The 17,376-nt window shown below is 44.1% G+C and carries 14 protein-coding genes; 7 read left to right on the top strand and 7 right to left on the bottom strand.

Going from position 1 to position 17,376, the window contains the following annotated elements; translation table 11 throughout:
- Nucleotides 1-97: 97 nt before the first annotated feature.
- Genes AC0YN7_RS04790 through arsC form a run of 3 tightly spaced genes read left to right on the top strand, consistent with a single transcriptional unit; the run spans nt 98 to nt 2,208 of the window.
- On the top strand, nt 98-415 hold the full coding sequence (locus tag AC0YN7_RS04790) for an ArsR/SmtB family transcription factor (RefSeq protein WP_475808811.1): 318 nt from the start codon (nt 98-100) through the stop codon (nt 413-415).
- 52 nt (nt 416-467) lie between these two features.
- On the top strand, nt 468-1,760 hold the full coding sequence (locus AC0YN7_RS04785) for an arsenic transporter (protein WP_475808810.1): 1,293 nt from the start codon (nt 468-470) through the stop codon (nt 1,758-1,760).
- A 25-nt stretch (nt 1,761-1,785) separates the two neighbouring features.
- Complete coding sequence (gene arsC / locus AC0YN7_RS04780; protein ID WP_475808809.1) at nt 1,786-2,208, top strand: arsenate reductase (thioredoxin); 423 nt, start codon at nt 1,786-1,788, stop codon at nt 2,206-2,208.
- A gap of 84 nt (nt 2,209-2,292) precedes the next feature.
- Here the strand turns inward: arsC and AC0YN7_RS04775 are convergent, their stop codons facing one another.
- The 6 genes from AC0YN7_RS04775 to zwf all read right to left on the bottom strand — a co-directional run bounded on the left by AC0YN7_RS04775 (nt 2,293) and on the right by zwf (nt 10,916).
- The gene (locus AC0YN7_RS04775; protein ID WP_475808808.1) at nt 2,293-3,081 is read right to left on the bottom strand and encodes a TerC family protein; all 789 of its coding nucleotides are present in this window, start codon (nt 3,079-3,081) and stop codon (nt 2,293-2,295) included.
- 253 nt (nt 3,082-3,334) lie between these two features.
- Complete coding sequence (locus AC0YN7_RS04770) at nt 3,335-4,813, bottom strand: Lsa family ABC-F type ribosomal protection protein (RefSeq protein ID WP_475808807.1); 1,479 nt, start codon at nt 4,811-4,813, stop codon at nt 3,335-3,337.
- A 351-nt stretch (nt 4,814-5,164) separates the two neighbouring features.
- A complete protein-coding gene (gene gndA, locus AC0YN7_RS04765; protein WP_475808806.1) occupies nt 5,165-6,583 on the bottom strand; it encodes an NADP-dependent phosphogluconate dehydrogenase in 1,419 nt (472 codons plus the stop codon).
- Between the two features lie 42 nt (nt 6,584-6,625).
- Nucleotides 6,626-7,294 (bottom strand): fructose-6-phosphate aldolase, encoded by a 669-nt coding sequence (gene fsa / locus AC0YN7_RS04760; RefSeq protein ID WP_102711365.1) that lies wholly within the window; start codon nt 7,292-7,294, stop codon nt 6,626-6,628.
- Between the two features lie 129 nt (nt 7,295-7,423).
- Entirely contained in the window at nt 7,424-9,415 is a 1,992-nt protein-coding gene (gene tkt / locus AC0YN7_RS04755) for a transketolase (RefSeq protein WP_475808805.1), read from the bottom strand.
- On the bottom strand, nt 9,408-10,916 hold the full coding sequence (gene zwf / locus AC0YN7_RS04750) for a glucose-6-phosphate dehydrogenase (protein ID WP_475808804.1): 1,509 nt from the start codon (nt 10,914-10,916) through the stop codon (nt 9,408-9,410). Before zwf ends, tkt begins: the two co-directional genes overlap by 8 nt.
- A gap of 123 nt (nt 10,917-11,039) precedes the next feature.
- Between zwf and AC0YN7_RS04745 the strand changes: the two genes are divergently transcribed.
- Nucleotides 11,040-11,915 (top strand): LysR family transcriptional regulator, encoded by an 876-nt coding sequence (locus AC0YN7_RS04745; protein WP_475808803.1) that lies wholly within the window; start codon nt 11,040-11,042, stop codon nt 11,913-11,915.
- Nucleotides 11,916-12,053: 138 nt separating this feature from the next.
- On the opposite strand, the gene AC0YN7_RS04740 is transcribed toward AC0YN7_RS04745, so the two are convergent.
- Nucleotides 12,054-13,418 carry an amino acid permease gene (locus AC0YN7_RS04740; RefSeq protein WP_475808802.1) on the bottom strand — a complete coding sequence of 455 codons (1,365 nt, stop codon included), beginning with the start codon at nt 13,416-13,418 and terminating at the stop codon, nt 12,054-12,056.
- Nucleotides 13,419-13,676: 258 nt separating this feature from the next.
- Here AC0YN7_RS04740 and AC0YN7_RS04735 point away from each other — a divergent pair, with 258 nt between their 5' ends.
- From AC0YN7_RS04735 to alr, 3 genes are all read left to right on the top strand, one after another.
- Nucleotides 13,677-14,927: a PucR family transcriptional regulator gene (locus AC0YN7_RS04735; RefSeq protein ID WP_475808801.1), complete on the top strand. Its 1,251-nt coding sequence runs from the start codon at nt 13,677-13,679 to the stop codon at nt 14,925-14,927.
- A gap of 116 nt (nt 14,928-15,043) precedes the next feature.
- Nucleotides 15,044-16,177, top strand: coding sequence for an alanine dehydrogenase (gene ald / locus AC0YN7_RS04730; RefSeq protein WP_475808800.1), 1,134 nt, complete (start codon nt 15,044-15,046; stop codon nt 16,175-16,177).
- 14 nt (nt 16,178-16,191) lie between these two features.
- Nucleotides 16,192-17,346 (top strand): alanine racemase, encoded by a 1,155-nt coding sequence (alr, locus tag AC0YN7_RS04725; RefSeq protein ID WP_475808799.1) that lies wholly within the window; start codon nt 16,192-16,194, stop codon nt 17,344-17,346.
- Nucleotides 17,347-17,376: the final 30 nt, after the last annotated feature.

Genomic DNA, 17,376 nt, shown 5'->3' with positions numbered 1-17,376 from the left:
TACTTATATAATCAGCTGTGTATAATAAACATTGAAAGTGTGAACCTATATGAAACTGATCAATTAACACAATACGTTAGTTAAAAGGAGTGACTGCATGTTCCATTCGATTGAAAATCTTGCCGAGATATTGAAGCTATTGTCTGACAAGACTCGTCTTACAATTCTTGCACTGCTCAAAGAACGGGAAATGTGCGTATGTGATATCGTAACGATTCTTGAAACAACACAACCTAATATAAGCCAGCATTTAAGAAAACTAAAAGTTGGCGGTTTGGTTAATGAGACAAGGCGCGCACAATGGATCTATTACTCTTTAAATACTGATGATAAACCTTATCTACAAGGCATCTTAAATGTGCTCCCATCCATGAAAGAAGAATTAAAGAAGCTAAGCCCCGATTGCTGCAATTAAGGGCTGTGCTTCTAGAGTAGAGTTATTATGAACAAAGATTTTAGGAGGAAACATGTTAGTTATCGCATCAGTTATTTTTCTTATTACATTGATTTTCGTCATTTGGCAACCTAAAGGTTTAAATATCGGCTATTCGGCTGTTGGCGGAGCTATACTCGCCCTACTATTTGGTGTTGTAGATTTTAATGATGTGTGGGATGTAACCGGTATTGTCTGGAACGCTACTCTAGCTTTTGTCGCTGTCATCCTGATCTCACTCATACTAGATGAAATCGGATTCTTCGAATGGTCGGCACTCCATATGGCACGTTTTGCAAAAGGCAACGGTTATCTCATGTTCACCTTCGTCGTATTACTCGGTGCTGCGGTCGCTGCATTTTTCGCAAATGATGGTGCTGCACTTATTCTTACACCGATTGTTCTTGCCATGGTCCGAGCATTAAAATTCGATGATCGTATGATCCTGCCATTTATAATGGCAAGCGGATTTATTTCCGATACAGCTTCCTTACCTCTTGTGGTCAGTAACTTGGTTAATATCGTTTCTTCAGATTTCTTTGGAATTGGATTTGCCGAGTATGCGAGCCGGATGATTATCCCAAACTTTTTCGCAGTTGGAGCAAGTTTACTTGTATTATTCCTGTTTTTCAGGAGAAGCATTCCAAAGAGCTATGATCTTAACCAGTTAAAACAGCCTCGTGATGCGATAAAAGATATGCGCATGTTTAAGCTATCCTGGATTGTTTTATCCGTATTATTAATTGCTTACTTAGTTAGCGAGTTTGTCCATGTTCCAGTATCGATCGTTGCTGGCTTAGCTTCTGCCGTCTTTATATTTGCGGCTCGCAGGAGCCCTGCTATCCAAACTGGCGCGGTCATTAAAGGAGCACCATGGTCGGTTGTCGTCTTTTCCATCGGCATGTATGTCGTTGTTTACGGACTGCGAAATGTTGGTCTCACGGATCAGCTTGGCAAAGTGTTTCAATGGACAGCGGAACAAGGATTATTTATGGCAACAATCGGTACAGGATTCATTGCTGCCATCCTCTCATCCATTATGAACAATATGCCCACGGTAATGATTGATGCCTTGGCTATCCAGGGAACAAACACTAATGGTGTATTACGAGAGGCTCTTATTTATGCAAATGTTATTGGTTCTGATCTGGGTCCTAAAATTACGCCGATTGGATCGTTAGCTACCTTATTGTGGCTGCATGTACTTTCCAAGAAAGGCGTGAAGATTACATGGGGTTATTACTTTAAAATTGGAATTGTATTAACACTTCCGGTGTTGTTTATTACGCTATTTGGCCTTTACATCTGGCTAAGCATCATCCACTAAATGAATGTCAAAGGAGAAATGAAAAATGGAAAAGAAACTGGTTTATTTCTTGTGCACGGGTAACTCATGTCGGAGTCAAATGGCAGATGGCTTTCTGAATGCAATTGGCAGTGAACATTACGAAGTGAAAAGTGCAGGCCTCGAAGCTCACGGTTTGAACCCAAGAGCAGTTCAAGTTATGAGAGAAGCCGGTGTTGATATTCGCCAAAACTCTTCAAATGTAATCGATCCAGAAATTTTGAATCGCGCACATTTTGTAATCACGCTTTGTGGCCACGCTGATGAGCACTGCCCTGTCATCTCAAATCCAAATGTAGTCAAATGGCATTGGGGCTTCGAAGATCCTGCAAAAGCAACAGGCACAGAACAAGAAATCATGGATCAATTTAGAAATGTTCGCGATGCAATCAAGGTTCGAATCGAGAAGTTTGTGAAAGAAGGACAATAAGATGTCCACCCGATCCACTATGGGTGTTCATATAGAAAAACCGCCAATTGGCGGTTTTTTTGATTAGAAGTCCAACAATTCCACTTAAGCTGCTTCCGACACCTGTTTTTCCTTCTCCTTGTTGCCTGAAAGGATCCAACCGGTTACGGCGATGAGCAGAAGTACCACGTAGAATGTTACTTTCCAGCCTGTCGATTCAGCGAAGTCATGCGGGATTACGTGCAGTGATGGATGTGCAAGTGTATGAACCGCTAGCTTAACGCCAACCCAGCCGACGATACAGAAAGCAGCGACTTCCAGAGCTGGTCTGCTCTCCAACAGCTTAACGAACATATTCGCTGCAAAGCGCATGATAATAAGGCCGATAAAACCACCCAGGAAAATAACGATAAATTGACCGCCGTCCATGCCCCCGATTTTCGGCAAACTCGTTGGTGGCAATGCTACGGCCAGTGCAACAGCTGCCAATATCGAGTCAATTGCAAAAGCGATATCCGCTACTTCAACTTTTAATACGGTCATCCAGAACCCACTTTTCTTTCGTTCTTTCCCCGAACTCTTGGCTGCGGAATCTTCGCCTTTCTTTACGATTACCTTACGTATTATGTGGTTGAGTGCAATAAATAGAAGATAGAGCGCTCCGATGGCTTGTACCTGCCAGACATCCACCAAAAATGAAATTGCGAACAACGATCCAAATCGGAAAACAAATGCGCCTGCCAAGCCATAAAACAACGCCTTCTTACGCTCTGCTTCAGGCAAATGCTTGACCATAATCGCCAGTACAAGCGCGTTGTCGGCTGCCAGCAGCCCCTCAAGCGCAATTAATACTAACAGAACCCAGCCATATTCCATTAACAATCCTAATTCCATTCTATTTCCTCCTAAACTAATGACGACTTTAAAATGCTAGCTAATCCCTTTATCATTTTGGAATCACTATTTAAATGCTATAAAGCGTCTAATAGAATGTGATACGGTAGGCGGGACATCTTGGTTTCATGATAAAGAAAAATTTTTTCAGAAATTGCAACACGATCTGACAGAAATCGAGTTTTATTTTGCTTAAGGATTTATTTTCAACAAGGAATGTAATACATATTTCCCAAATGATATCTATATTCCATTAGAGTTCAATAAACTTTGTTGCAACATTATTGCAAAATTCCCTGTCATGCTCCACAAAAAGAATGGTTGGTGAGTATTCAAGCAGCAGTTCTTCAATTTGCATGCGAGAAATAATATCAATAAAATTAAGCGGTTCATCCCAAATATGCAAATGAACGTTTTCACTTAGACTTTTTGCAAGGAGTACTTTCTTCTTTTGCCCACCGCTAAAGTCTGAAATATCCTTTTCAAATTGAATTCTGGAGAAATCAAGTTTTCTTAAAATGGATTTAAAAAGGCTTTCATCTATTCCATTATTTAAAGCATAGTCAGATAAATTGCCCTGAAGATGGGATGTGTCCTGCGATACATAGGATATTTTAAGTTGACTATCCTTCATGAAGGTACCTGTATAGCTTATATCTTCATCGCAAATCAGTTTGATGATACTTGATTTCCCGGATCCATTTTTACCCGTAAGAGCGATACGATCACCTTGCTTTATTGTAAAGCTGATGTCTGCACAAACGATCTTCTCCTCATAAAAAATGGCAACCTGATCAAGTTCTACAAGTTGATTTTTATCAAATGCAAGCTGCTTTATTTCTAAGCTTTCCGAGCTTTCGATATTTTTAAGAAGTTTAGACTTATTTTCAATGGCTGACTGCTGTCTTTGTTCAATTGATTTAGAGCGTTTCATCATTTTAGCAGCTTTATGTCCAATATAACCTTTATCTACCTTAGATCCTGAATTTCTTGTTCCGTTTTTTGTTTTTTCCACTTCGTTTGACCAGTTGCTTGTCCGTCTGGAAGACTCCGATAAGCGCTTAATGTCTCTTTTAAGCTTTTCGTTTTCTGCGAGTTCAAAGTTATCTTGTCTCTTTTTATTTTCCCACCAACCTGAAAAATTACATTTTTGAATTTCGATACTGGTCTTATTGATTGAAAGGATATGGTCTACGCAATTATCCAGAAATGATCTGTCGTGAGATACCAAAATAAACCCTTTCTTACTATTGAGATACTCACTAACAAGTTTTCTTGCATTCCTATCCAGATGGTTGGTTGGTTCATCAATCAAAAGAAAACTATTTTCCTTAATAAACAAAGTAGCCAGCAATACTTTCGTTTGCTCTCCGTTTGACAAGGTATCAAAGGGTCTATTCAAAACATCTTCCGAAACCTTCAACAGAGAAAGCTCACGCATTAATTTCCAATGAACATAATCTGGAAAAATATCGTTGATTATATCGAGAGTATTGCTTTCCTTGTTATCAACATGGAATGGAAAATAATCAAAGCTGACGATTGCTGAAATATTTCCGCTGTACTCATATTTTCCAAGCAGCAAGTTCAGAAATGTCGTTTTGCCTCTACCGTTTCTTCCTGTAAATCCCAACTTCCAATCCGTATCCATTTGAAAATTTACGTTTTCAAATATGTTATCGTAGCTGCCATCATAGGCAAACGTTAGATTTGAAACATTTATTAATGACATAAAATAACCTCCTGTATCTAAAAAAAATAAAAGCTACAAGAAAAGTTACTTTTCTTGTAGCTCAAATAAATACAGTTAACTAACCCCAAATAGGAGTTAGAAAAGGATATTTTGATTGAGTGAAAAGATAAAGTAACTTTCTTGCATATAAAGAATAAAACATGCGAAATAAACCGATCGCTTTTTCTGTTTTATTGTTTTATAAGGTTTGCAAGAAATATTACATTATCCGCTCCAACTCCAATCAATGAATTTACGAAGTATCATAGCATGACTATTTTAAAATTTCAATAATTATTAGTCACATGTGATGAATAAGTCTCATGATATATTATCCGTTGCCTAAGTGTGTTATACGTTATCGCTCATCCATTGGAAATGGAAGCTGCCTTCTTTATCAAGACGCTGGAAAGTATGTGCTCCAAAATAATCTCGTTGCGCTTGCAGCAAATTAGCTGGCAATCTTGCCGTACGATAGCTATCATAATAAGCTAATGCGGAAGAGAACGCAGGAACCGGAATTCCTCTTGTCACTGCAATGGATATCACTTTTCTCCATGCATCCTGATAGTTCTCAACGATCCCGCTGAAATAGTCATCTAAGAACAAATTATTTAGCGCTGGATTGCGATCATATGCTTCCTTAATATTTTGCAAAAATCTAGCACGGATAATACATCCTCCGCGGAAAATCATCGCGATACTGCCATATTGCAGATCCCAATTGTAGGCGTCAGAAGCTGCTCTCATTTGCGCAAAGCCTTGTGCATAGGATGCAATTTTGCTCGTATACAAAGCTTTACGAACGGCTTCGATGAATTCTTTTGCATCGCCGTTATAGCTGGACGCTGCAGGACCGTTCAATTGTTTGCTCGCAGCGACGCGTTCTTCTTTCATCGCCGAGATAAAGCGTGCGAATACAGATTCCGTAATGATAGATAAAGGAACGCCTAAATCCAACGCGCTTTGGCTAGTCCACTTGCCAGTACCTTTTTGCCCTGCTGAATCAAGAATGACCTCTACCATTGGTTTGCCTGTGTCCGGATCGATTTTCTTGAAAATATCAGCCGTGATCTCGATCAAATAGCTATCCAGCTCACCATTGTTCCATTCTGTGAAAATATCATGCAGCTGGCTTGCGTTTAGGTTGAGTACATCTTTCAGCAGGTGATAAGCTTCGCCGATAAGCTGCATATCACCGTACTCAATACCGTTGTGTACCATTTTGACATAGTGACCAGCACCGTCAGCTCCGATATAGGTGCAGCAAGGATCTCCTTCAACTATGGCAGAGATGGCTGTCAAGATTGGCTCTACGAGCTCGTAGGCGTCTCTTTGACCACCTGGCATAATTGCAGGACCTTTGAGTGCGCCCTCTTCACCGCCTGAAACACCAGCGCCGATGAAGCGGAAGCCTTGCGCTTGAAGATCTTTATTTCTTCGCTGTGTATCAGGGAAATACGCGTTGCCACCGTCAATCAGAATATCTCCTTGATCTAAGTATGGGACAAGCTGATTAATCGTATCGTCAGTAGGTTGCCCCGCTTTGACCATGATGAGGATTCTGCGCGGCTTTTCCAGCGATTGGACGAATTCTTCAACACTGTATGTGCCTACGAAATTTTTCTCTTTCGCTTCCGCCAATAGTTCATTTGTTTTCTCAGCTGAACGGTTATACACTGCAACCGAGAATCCTTTGCTTTCAATATTTAAGGCCAGGTTTTTACCCATGACGGCCAAACCGACCACGCCAATTTGTTGTTTTTTCATTAGAATACCTCTCCTTTAAAAACGGGTATGGTAAAGCGCAACTTAAAGCTGCGCTGTTTTTTTCCAATCGGCAGCGAATTTCTCCATGCCTTGATCAGTTAATGGATGTTTTGAAATTTGTTCAATAACGGAGAAAGGAATGGTTGCGATATGCGCGCCAGCCATCGCTACTCGTGTCACGTGGTCCGGGTGGCGAACAGATGCCGCAATGATTTGCGCATCCAGGTTATGCGTACGGAACAATTCAGCGATTTTTGTGACCAGCAGAACGCCGTCTTCCGAAATATCATCCAAGCGTCCGAGGAACGGAGAGACATAAGTCGCGCCCGCGCGAGCAGCCAAGAGTGCTTGGTTCACAGTGAAGATTAACGTTACATTTGTTTTTACGCCTTTTTTCGTTAGATAACGGCAAGCCTCAAGTCCAGCTAGCGTCATCGGAAGCTTGATTGTGATGTTTTTGTCGTTGTTGTTGATTTTAATCAATTCGTTTGCTTGCGCGATCATTTCTTCAGCTGTTTCTGCATCAGGCGTTACTTCGGCAGAAACGGATTCAACCTCAGGCACTTCACGCAGTATCTCGGCTATGCGGTCTTCGAATTTCACGCCTTCTTTGGCAACTAATGATGGATTCGTCGTAACACCGGACAGTACGCCGATTTTATAAGCCTTTTTGATATCAACTAGATTCGCAGTGTCAATAAAGAATTTCATAGTTATTCCCTCCGATTTTTTATCATTATTTTTAAATGATTTGTATAAACCTACTTAATCTCGAAAGAAAATTTCGCCTAATCTGCTATTCTTGTTTTAACTTCATACATGCACCTATAGTAATGTTACCTATAGTAATTCTTTCGCCAAGCGAACCACATTATCCACGGAGAAACCGAAGTATTCCAATACCTCATTGCCTGGACCAGAAGCGCCGAACGTATCAATGGACAATACATTGCCGCTTGGTCCTGTGTAACTCTCCCAACCAAGTGAAATGCCGGCTTCAATAGCTAAGCGCTTTGTAACGGATGCTGGCAATACAAATTGCTTGTATTCTGCGGATTGACGGTTGAACAATTCTCGGCTCGGCATAGCAACGACGCGTACGGAAATATTTTCCTTCTCGAGTTCAGCTTTGGCATCCACTGCCAGGGAAACTTCGGAACCAGTCCCGATCAGAATAACATCCGGTTGGCCACCCGTTTCCGTCAGGACATAAGCCCCTTTTGCTACCCCTTCAACATTGCCTTTAGTGGCTTCATATATAGGCAGGTTCTGTCTGCTCAGTACGAGGGCAACTGGACCTTCATTTTGCTGCAAAGCATAAGCCCAAGCGTTAGCTGTTTCATTGGCATCAGTAGGACGAATGACCGTAAGGCCCGGAATCGTACGCAGTGCAGTCAAATGCTCAATTGGTTCATGCGTTGGTCCATCTTCGCCTACAGCTATGGAATCATGGGTGAATACGTAAATAACAGGCAGTTTCTGTAGTGCAGCAAGACGAATCGACGGGCGCAAATAGTCGCTGAACACGAAGAACGTACTCACGAAAGGTTTTAAGCCGCCGTGCAGCGCCATACCGTTGCCAGCTGCGCCCATTGCATGCTCGCGGACGCCGAAGTAAATATTGCGTCCTGCATAAGATTCAATGGCAAATACTTGTTCGCCGCTAATATCGGTCATCGTCGAATGTGACAAGTCCGCACTTCCGCCGAAAATCGAAGGAACCGTTTTAACGAAATGATTGATCGCTTGACCGCTAGCAACGCGAGTAGAAACTGTCTTGGATGTGTCGAAAGTTAGGAGGTCTGCGGCATCAATCACGACGGAACCGTCAATCACTTGCTCGAGTTCCGCGCCAAGCTCAGGATGCTTTACTTTATATGAAGCGATTAATTGGTTCCACGCTTCTTCTTTCGCCACACCATTTTGTTTAAGCTGGTCAAAGTGGGCTTTGACTTCTGCCGGGACCGTGAATTCCTCCTCATGGTTCCAGCCGTAAACGGCTTTAGTTGCCTTTGCCTCTTCTTTGCCAAGTGGATTGCCGTGCGCTTTATTCGTACCGGCTACTTTGCTTCCGTAACCGATAATCGTTCGGATTTCGATAATTGTCGGCTGCAATTCATTTTGCTTGGCTGCTTCGATCGCTTTTGTGATTTGCTCGATGTCGTTGCCGTCTTCAACCCGCAAATAGTGCCAGTTTGCGGATTCCGCTCTCTTCTGCATGTTTTCCCCGAAGGAAAGATTGAGCTCTCCATCCAAGGAGATGTCGTTGGAATCGTACAGTACAATTAGTTTGTCAAGCTTCATATGTCCGGCCATGGACATCGCCTCGTAAGAAATCCCTTCCATCAAGCAGCCGTCTCCGACAAGTACATAGGTGTAATGATCGACAACCGGGAACCCGCTTTGATTGAATTTCGAAGCCAAATGCGCTTCAGCCATCGCCATTCCTACAGCCATCGCAAGCCCTTGCCCGAGAGGACCGGTTGTTGCATCTACGCCATCCGTGTGGCCAAATTCAGGATGTCCAGGCGTTCTGCTGTTCAGCTTGCGGAACTGCTTCAAGTCTTCGATCGATACGTTATAGCCGGACAAATGCAGAAGGCTGTAAAGCAAAGCCGAGCCATGGCCAGCGGATAAGACGAACCGATCGCGGTTGAACCATTTTGCATGACCCGGATTGTGATTAAGCTGTTTGCCCCAAAGTGCATACGCCATAGGTGCAGCTCCCATCGGAAGCCCCGGGTGTCCAGAATTAGCAGCATTGATGGCATCGATAGATAGCGTACGGATCGTATCGATAGATAGTTGATCAATTGTTTGTGTGTTAAGCATATTGTTCTCCTTTTACGGTTTCGAATTTTTGTTCCGACTCGTCATCGAACCACCAATGAAAGCCGTCTTGCTCGAGAAGCCTATCAGATTCTGCAGGTCCGTATGTGCCAGCTGCATAGCGGTGAAGCGGAACCAGGTTCTCTTCGTATGCATCCAAAATAGGTTGAACCCATTTCCATGACAATTCGACTTCGTCCCAATGTGCGAAAAATGTTGAATCTCCGTGCAAAGCGTCATGAATCAAATTCTCGTAAGCCTCGGGCACATTGTCTCGACTTTCATGAAAGTCGATATTCAGAGGCTTGAAATCCCCTTTGTGCTGAGGGTCTCTCGTATTTAATTGCAGCCTGATGCATTCGTCAGGACTGATCTCAAATACCAGCAGATTAGGCAATTTATTATCGTCGTTAGCTGCGGACTGCTTTATCGGTTCCTTGAACTCGATCACGATTCGTGTCGATTTGTCCTTCATTCTTTTTCCTGTGCGAATATAAAAAGGAACGCCCCGCCAGAAATAATCGTCGATCTCAAGCTTTGCTGCAATAAAGGTGTCATTCTGGGAGGTTGGGGCAATATTTGGTTCGGATGTATAACCGACCACCGTTTTCCCTTGGATCATTCCTTCACCATACTGCCCGCGGACAACATGGGAGCTTACATCCTCTTTTTGCAGCAGCTCTAGCGAATCCATGACCAGTTTCTTTTTGAAACGAACATTCTCTGAAGTACTGTTGTTCGGGAGATGAATTGTCAGCATCATGAGCAATTGAAGCATATGGTTTTGGAACATGTCTCTTATCGCGCCAACATGATCGTAATAGCCAGCTCGTTCTTCAACACCGACGATTTCATTTGCCGTAATTTGAACGTTGGCAATGTAGCGGTTGTCCCATAATGCTTGAAGAACCGGATTACTTTGCTGTAGAACTTCGAGCTTCTGAACCATCGGCTTGCCCAGATAATGATCGATTCGGAAAACTTCATCTTCCGTAAAAGCTTTGCTCAGATTCTTATTCAACTCCCGAGCAGATTGCAAATCATGACCGAAAGGCTTCTCGATCACAAGACGCTTCCAGCCATTCGCGGAACCAAGCCCGCTTTCATGAATGTTAGCTGCGATCGTTTCGAAAAATTCAGGTCCTACGGATAAGTAAAACATGCGATTGGGTGCTAAACGCAGCTCTTCTTCTCGTTGTTCGATCAACTGAAGCAGCTTCAGGTAATCTTCTTTGCGACCCACATCCAGAACACTATAGCGAAATGCACGCAAGAATTTTTGAATCAATACAGGATCGTTCGCTTCGCGCCTGGAAAATGTACGAAGAGATTGCTCGACATTTGCCTGAAAGGCTTCATCGGATAGTTCTCTTCTTCCAAGGCCGACCACGGAGAAAAACTCAGGCAGCTTCTGATCGACAAACAAATTATATAGGGCAGGATAAATTTTTCTTTTCGCCAAATCCCCTGTTGCTCCAAACAAGATAAAAGTGGTAGCCTCCATGTTGCTTCTCCTTCCAGCAGAGCTTCTTAGTTAGCACTGGTTTCTATTTCTTAAATCCACTATAATACGAATATCACCTATACAAGTAATACATATATTTCACAGGAGCTATAGACCACATCTATGATCAATTATGAATTATACAAAGTTTTCTACTGGACCGCGAAGAAGGGAAGCTTGTCCCAGGCCGCCAAATCGTTGTATATCACTCAGCCTAGCGTGAGCCATGCCATCAAGCAGCTGGAAGACAACTTCGGTATCACTTTGTTTTATCGGAATTCCAAGGGCGTCGCTTTGACGCAAGAAGGCGCCATCCTTTTTTCCTATATTGAGAAGTCTCAGATTCTTATCTCGCTGGCAGAAGAAAAGATGACGGCGCTTAAAAATTTGGACAGCGGGGAGCTGCGGATCGGCGGTAGTGATTCGTTATTCAAGCATTATATGCTGCCGTTTCTGGAAAGCTATCACGAGAAGCATCCCGGCATTAAGCTGCATCTGAATCATGGAACAACACCGGAAACTATTGCATTTCTGAAAGAAGGTAAAATCGATTTGGGCGTCGTGCGTATGCCCATCGTAGATTCACAGCTTGAAGTGATGAAGGGTATTCAACTGCAGGATTGTTTTGTGGCAGGGGCTCGTTATGCCGAGCTTAAAGGCAAGGTACTATCACTGGATCTGCTGCTACAGTACCCTATCATCCTGTTCTCGCGAAATAGCCGTGTACGGATGGCCATCACCGAGCTATTCCAAAGCTACGGCTATCAGATCAAGCCAGAGATTGAGGTGGGAAGCGTCGATCTTCTCATCGAGTTTGCAAGGAAAGGCCTCGGAATCTCTTATGTAACCAAAGAATTCATTTCCAAGGAGCTGGAAGAGGGCTCTCTCTTCGAGATTCAATTAGATATCAAGATGCCTCCTTCCCAAGTAGGCTTCATGATGATGCGCAATATGCCGCTCTCCAATGCGGCAAGTAAGTTTATCGAACTCTTAAAGTGATACGATTAATTAGTTAGAATTAATGAGGAATACCTTCAAAGTTGAAACTGTCACCCCCTATCGCCTCCTCACTTCTGACAGGCGAAAAAAAATCCTCCTCGGTTTCAATTCCGAGGAGGATAATTTCATAGATTTGATCTAACGTTTCTTATGAAATCCCTTTTTGTAATATACAATAATGAGTATGCCGTACCAAATGGGACCGACGATCAAGGAAATTCGCGTCGCCGGGAAGTAGGCCATCAGTCCGATTACACCCATCAGGAAAGCCAACGTAAAGTACGAGCTATAAGGAGCCCATGGCATTTTGTAAGAAAGCTGGCCTATCTCTTCAGCGGGCATGACTTTGCGGAATCTCAATTGAGAAATAAGAATGATCGCCCAAGTCCAAATTGCGCCGAACGTCGCTATGCTTGTCAGCCATGTAAATACTTTTTCCGGCACCAAATAATTGAGTACAACTCCAACCAGCAAAACGGCACCCGATGCTAATGTTGCTATACCAGGCACGCCTCTTTTCGTGACCTTGGTAAAGCGGGTAGGAGCTTCTCCCTGCTGACCGAGATTGAACAGCATACGAGCCGTGCTGAATATCCCACTGTTGCAGGAAGAGAGTGCGGCCGTAATGACGACGAAATTAATGATGGCCCCCGCGTAAGGAATCCCTATTTTTTCAAATGTCATGACAAAAGGGCTTCCCGTTTGGCCAATTTCGTTCCATGGATAAATTGACATTATCACGAACAGTGCGCCAATATAGAAAATTAGAATGCGCCAGAATACGGAATCGATTGCTCTGGAAATCGACTTCTTCGGGTTTTTTACTTCCCCAGCAGTTACACCGATCATTTCAATTCCAAGGTAAGCAAACATAACCATTTGCAATGACATTAACACGCCGCTGAAACCATTAGGTAAAAATCCTCCATGGCTCCACAGATTGCTAATTCCAACCGCCACGCCTTCGTTTCCGAAACCGAACAGGATCATAGCAAGTCCGAGTCCAATCATCAGAATGATCGTTACAATCTTGATAAGCGCAAACCAGAATTCAAGCTCTCCGTATGCCTTGACGGCAATCAGGTTCACCAATGTCATGATCACAAGAGCGGCCAAAGACCAAATCCAGCGGGGAACATCGGGCTCCCAGAATTCCATATAAATCCCGACCGCTGTAATTTCCGCCATACAAGTGATAATCCAGAGAAACCAGTAATTCCACCCTGTTAAATAGCCGAAAATCGGACCAATGTACTCTCTGGCATAACGACTGAACGAACCTGCTACAGGATTATGAATAGCCATCTCACCAAGCGCTCTCATAATGACGTATATGGCTAGTCCACCAAGCGCATATGCGAACAAAATAGCCGGACCTGCAAGTTTGATCGCGGAAGCGGAACCGAGGAATAAACCCACACCTATTGCTGCTCCCAGCGACATTAATGAGATGTGTCTTTGCTCAAGCCCTCGATGCAGCTCTGTTGTTTCTTGTTTCTTCATATTAACTCCTCCTGCTTTAAAATAGATTACCTTGTAAGCGTTAACAAAATACCAGTTAAATTTTTCCTTCTAACTGAGGAGAAATTAGGTATAAATTTACGGTCCGAAGTGAAGTTTAAGAAAACCGTGAAACTTATGAAGTCATCTTATCACAGTTCTCAACTCTTGCTTTTGTGCTCAATCCCAAAAAAGAAGCGCTTTCATTATGAAAAATGACAAACGGGCCCCTATTCGGCCTTCAAGTAGGTGTGCGCCAAATTGAATGAAACCAAAGACGACCCATTTGATCAAAATTTCAAAAGCTTGGAGGCGTTCGTCGATACAATAAGCGAAGTCCTTCATTGTCCCGTCACCATTGAAGATGACAATCATCGTCTCATCGCGTATAGCTCTCACGAATCGGAGTCCGATGTGGCGCGGGTTGCAACCATTATTGGTCGCCGTGTACCCGAGAAGGTAATTCGAGAATTATGGCAGCTCGGATATATGCAGCAAATCGTTGAAAGTGAAGAGCCGATCTCTATTCCTGCAATTTCATCGATCGGATTAGGCAAACGGATGGTCATCGCTATTCGCAAGCAGCGCACGATTATTGGTTATATTTGGGTTTTAGAAACAGAAGGACGACTTGGTGAAGAAGCATCCCGCATGCTGAAGAAATCAGCGCATGCGGCTACAACAAAGCTGCTGCAGCAACAGATTAAAAAACGCAAGGAAGAAAAAGGGCATGAGGATTTTTTCTGGCAGCTGCTTACCGGACACTTGACGACTGATGAGGGAATTCGGGAGAAAGCTACAATGCTAGGAGTTGAACTACCGGCTCTGTACCGAGTCATTGTCCTGGAATTTCAGTCGGAAATTCAAGACAAGCAGCAGCAAATAGAATATATGCTCACGACAACACAGAGAATTCGGATCTCACTCTATACGTTAAAGAATAATCAGCTTATTTTATTATCCGGATTAAAGCCAGGTCAAAGCAAGGAAGACGATTACGATGAGTTTAGTTATATGTTTGAGCAAATGCAGCAGCGATTCGGTTTCTCGCCAACCGAAGGAGGAAGCGGATCTGTCTACGGCGATTACAAACAGGTGGAGCTATGTTATCGGGAGGCACTGACGGTATTGCATATCAAGCAGCGCTTCCCTCATGAGCTTCGGAATGTTTACCTATATTCGGATCTCGGCTATTACCGCCTGCTTCCCTCCATACTAGAAGTAAGCCGCATCCATTGTATCGACAATCCGTGTCTGAAGAAATTGCGACAGTACGATCAGGACCACAAAAGTGATCTGTTGCATACGCTTGAAGTGTTTTTATGTTCTGACAGCAATGTGAAAGTTGCGTCGGAGTTGCTGCATGTTCATATCAATACGCTTAGCTACCGTTTGAAACGAATCGAAGAAATTGGCGGCATCGATCTAGATAGCATAGATCAGAAAGTAACTGTTTTTCTTGATTTGAAAATACAGAAGCTAAATGGGCAGTCGTCACTTCCGCTTTTGTGAATCCGCACAATCATTTTCGTTATTTTTGTTGTTTCCTCATAAAGTAAAAAAACGTTATCCCCCTTATACTTGGCACTGAAGCACAAGCAACAGTACATTCAAAGGGGGAGCAACAAATGATCATAGGTGTTCCGAAAGAAGTTAAAAACAATGAAAACCGGGTAGCGCTTACACCCGCAGGAGTTCTCTCTTTCATCAAAGCTGGCCACACTGTGCATATTGAGCGTCACGCCGGCATCGGCAGCGGATTTACGAATGAGGATTATGTAGCTGCAGGAGCGGTTCTGCTCGACGATGCTGCAGCGGTATGGTACAATTCCGACATGATTATGAAAGTAAAGGAGCCGGTTCAATCGGAATACGGCTATTTCCGCAAAAATCTTATTTTATTCACCTACTTGCATTTGGCGGCAGAGCCTAGTCTTGCCCGCGCACTTACCGAAGCAGGAGTTACTGCTATCGCTTACGAAACCGTCGAAGTGAATCGCACGCTTCCGCTTCTCACTCCAATGAGTGAGGTTGCGGGACGGATGTCCACCCAAATCGGAGCACAGTTCTTAGAGAAAAATCATGGTGGTAAAGGTATTCTGCTCGGCGGTGTGCCAGGCGTAAAACGTGGTAAAGTGACCGTTATCGGCGGCGGTGTGGTAGGCACGAATGCAGCGAAAATCGCCATCGGGCTTGGTGCTGAGGTGACTATCATCGATTTGAGCGCAGACCGGCTGCGTCAGTTGGAAGATATTTTCGGATCGCAGATTAGTACACTTGTCTCGAATCCGCTTAATATCGCCGAAGCGGTTGCAGAATCAGACCTTGTTATTGGCGCCGTGTTGATTCCGGGAGCCAAAGCTCCGAAGCTTGTCACAGAAGCGATGATCAAATCGATGACACCGGGGGGCGTCGTCATTGACGTGGCCGTTGATCAGGGAGGTATTATGGAAACCGTAGATCGCATTACAACGCATGACAATCCGACATACATCAAGCATGGAGTCGTTCACTACGCCGTTGCGAATATGCCTGGCGCCGTGCCGAGAACATCTACCATCGCGCTTACAAACGCGACCGTCCCATATGCTCTGCAATTAGCAAACAAAGGCGTATTGAAAGCTATTCAAGATAATCCTTCTCTGAAGCTAGGCGTGAATACAGCAGCGGGTTCAATAACCTATGAAGCGGTAGCCAAAGATCTAGGCTACGCTTACGTACCCGTTGAGCAAGCGCTCGCTCACGCACTTCCTGCGAATTAACCGTGGCGGAGTCTATGTTTGAATCGAGCTATCGGGATACTTGGGCAGAAATTTCGCTGGATGCTATCTCTCATAATGCCGCACTATTTAAATCCCATATCCGTGAAGGTTGTAGACTTATGGCCGTCGTGAAGGCCGATGGGTACGGTCATGGTGCGTTTGAGGCAGCCAAAGCTGCAATCGGAGCGGGTGCGGATTATTTGAGTGTTGCTTTCTTGGATGAAGCAGCTCGTTTGCGGGAAGCGGGTATACAAGCGCCGATTCTCATTCTTGGGTATACTCCGCCCCGTTCGGTCGAAGCGGCAATTACTCGTGATGTTACGATAACCGTCTATACCCGTGATGTGCTGGAAGCAATCATATCATGCTCGGAGCGTCTGAACCGTCAAGCGCGAATACACATCAAAGTCGATACGGGCATGTCGCGCATCGGTACTCAATCGATCAAGGAAGCGTTGTCGCTTGCCCAATTGGCGCTCGACTCCCATCATGTTGCAATCGAAGGTCTATTCACTCATATGGCTGACGCAGACGGCGATGACGAGGCTTATACACGGAAACAGTTTCAAACCTTTATGGCTTACATTAATGCTTTTGAAAAGCAAAACATCGAAATTCCAATCAAGCACTGCTGCAACAGCGCGGCTGCCATGCGGTATCCGGAAATGCATCTGGATATGGTGCGAATCGGGGTCGCTTTGTACGGGCTGCATCCTCTGAAGCGTCTGCAGCGGGAGGAGTTTCCCATTCAGCAGGCAATGAGCCTGAAAACCCGAGTGTCTTCAGTAAGGCATGTTGCTCTTAATCAATCCGTCAGCTACGGCTGCACATTCATATCGGAACGGGAAAGCTTCATTGCGACAATTCAGATCGGTTACGCGGACGGCTTGTCACGGCAGTTATCGAACAAAGGCAGTGCGCTCTTAAGAGGCCAGCGTGTGCCGATCGTGGGCCGTGTCTGCATGGATCAGACGATGCTTGACGTAACTACGATCACTGATGTAAAGGTTGGGGATGAAGTAACATTGTTCGGCTGGTCGGATGGCATGCTGCTCGCCATCGATGAGGTCGCGGATTGGATGAACACCATTAATTATGAAGTCGTTTGTTTAATTGGAAAAAGGGTGCCGAGAATTTATATTAGCGAGAATTCTGTATCCAATGTATAAAGCTGGAGTTTTACGAGCCTCTTTCGCCAA

The organism is Paenibacillus sp. J31R122, from assembly GCF_056269185.1.
This window is presented reverse-complemented; position numbering and strand designations above follow the sequence as displayed.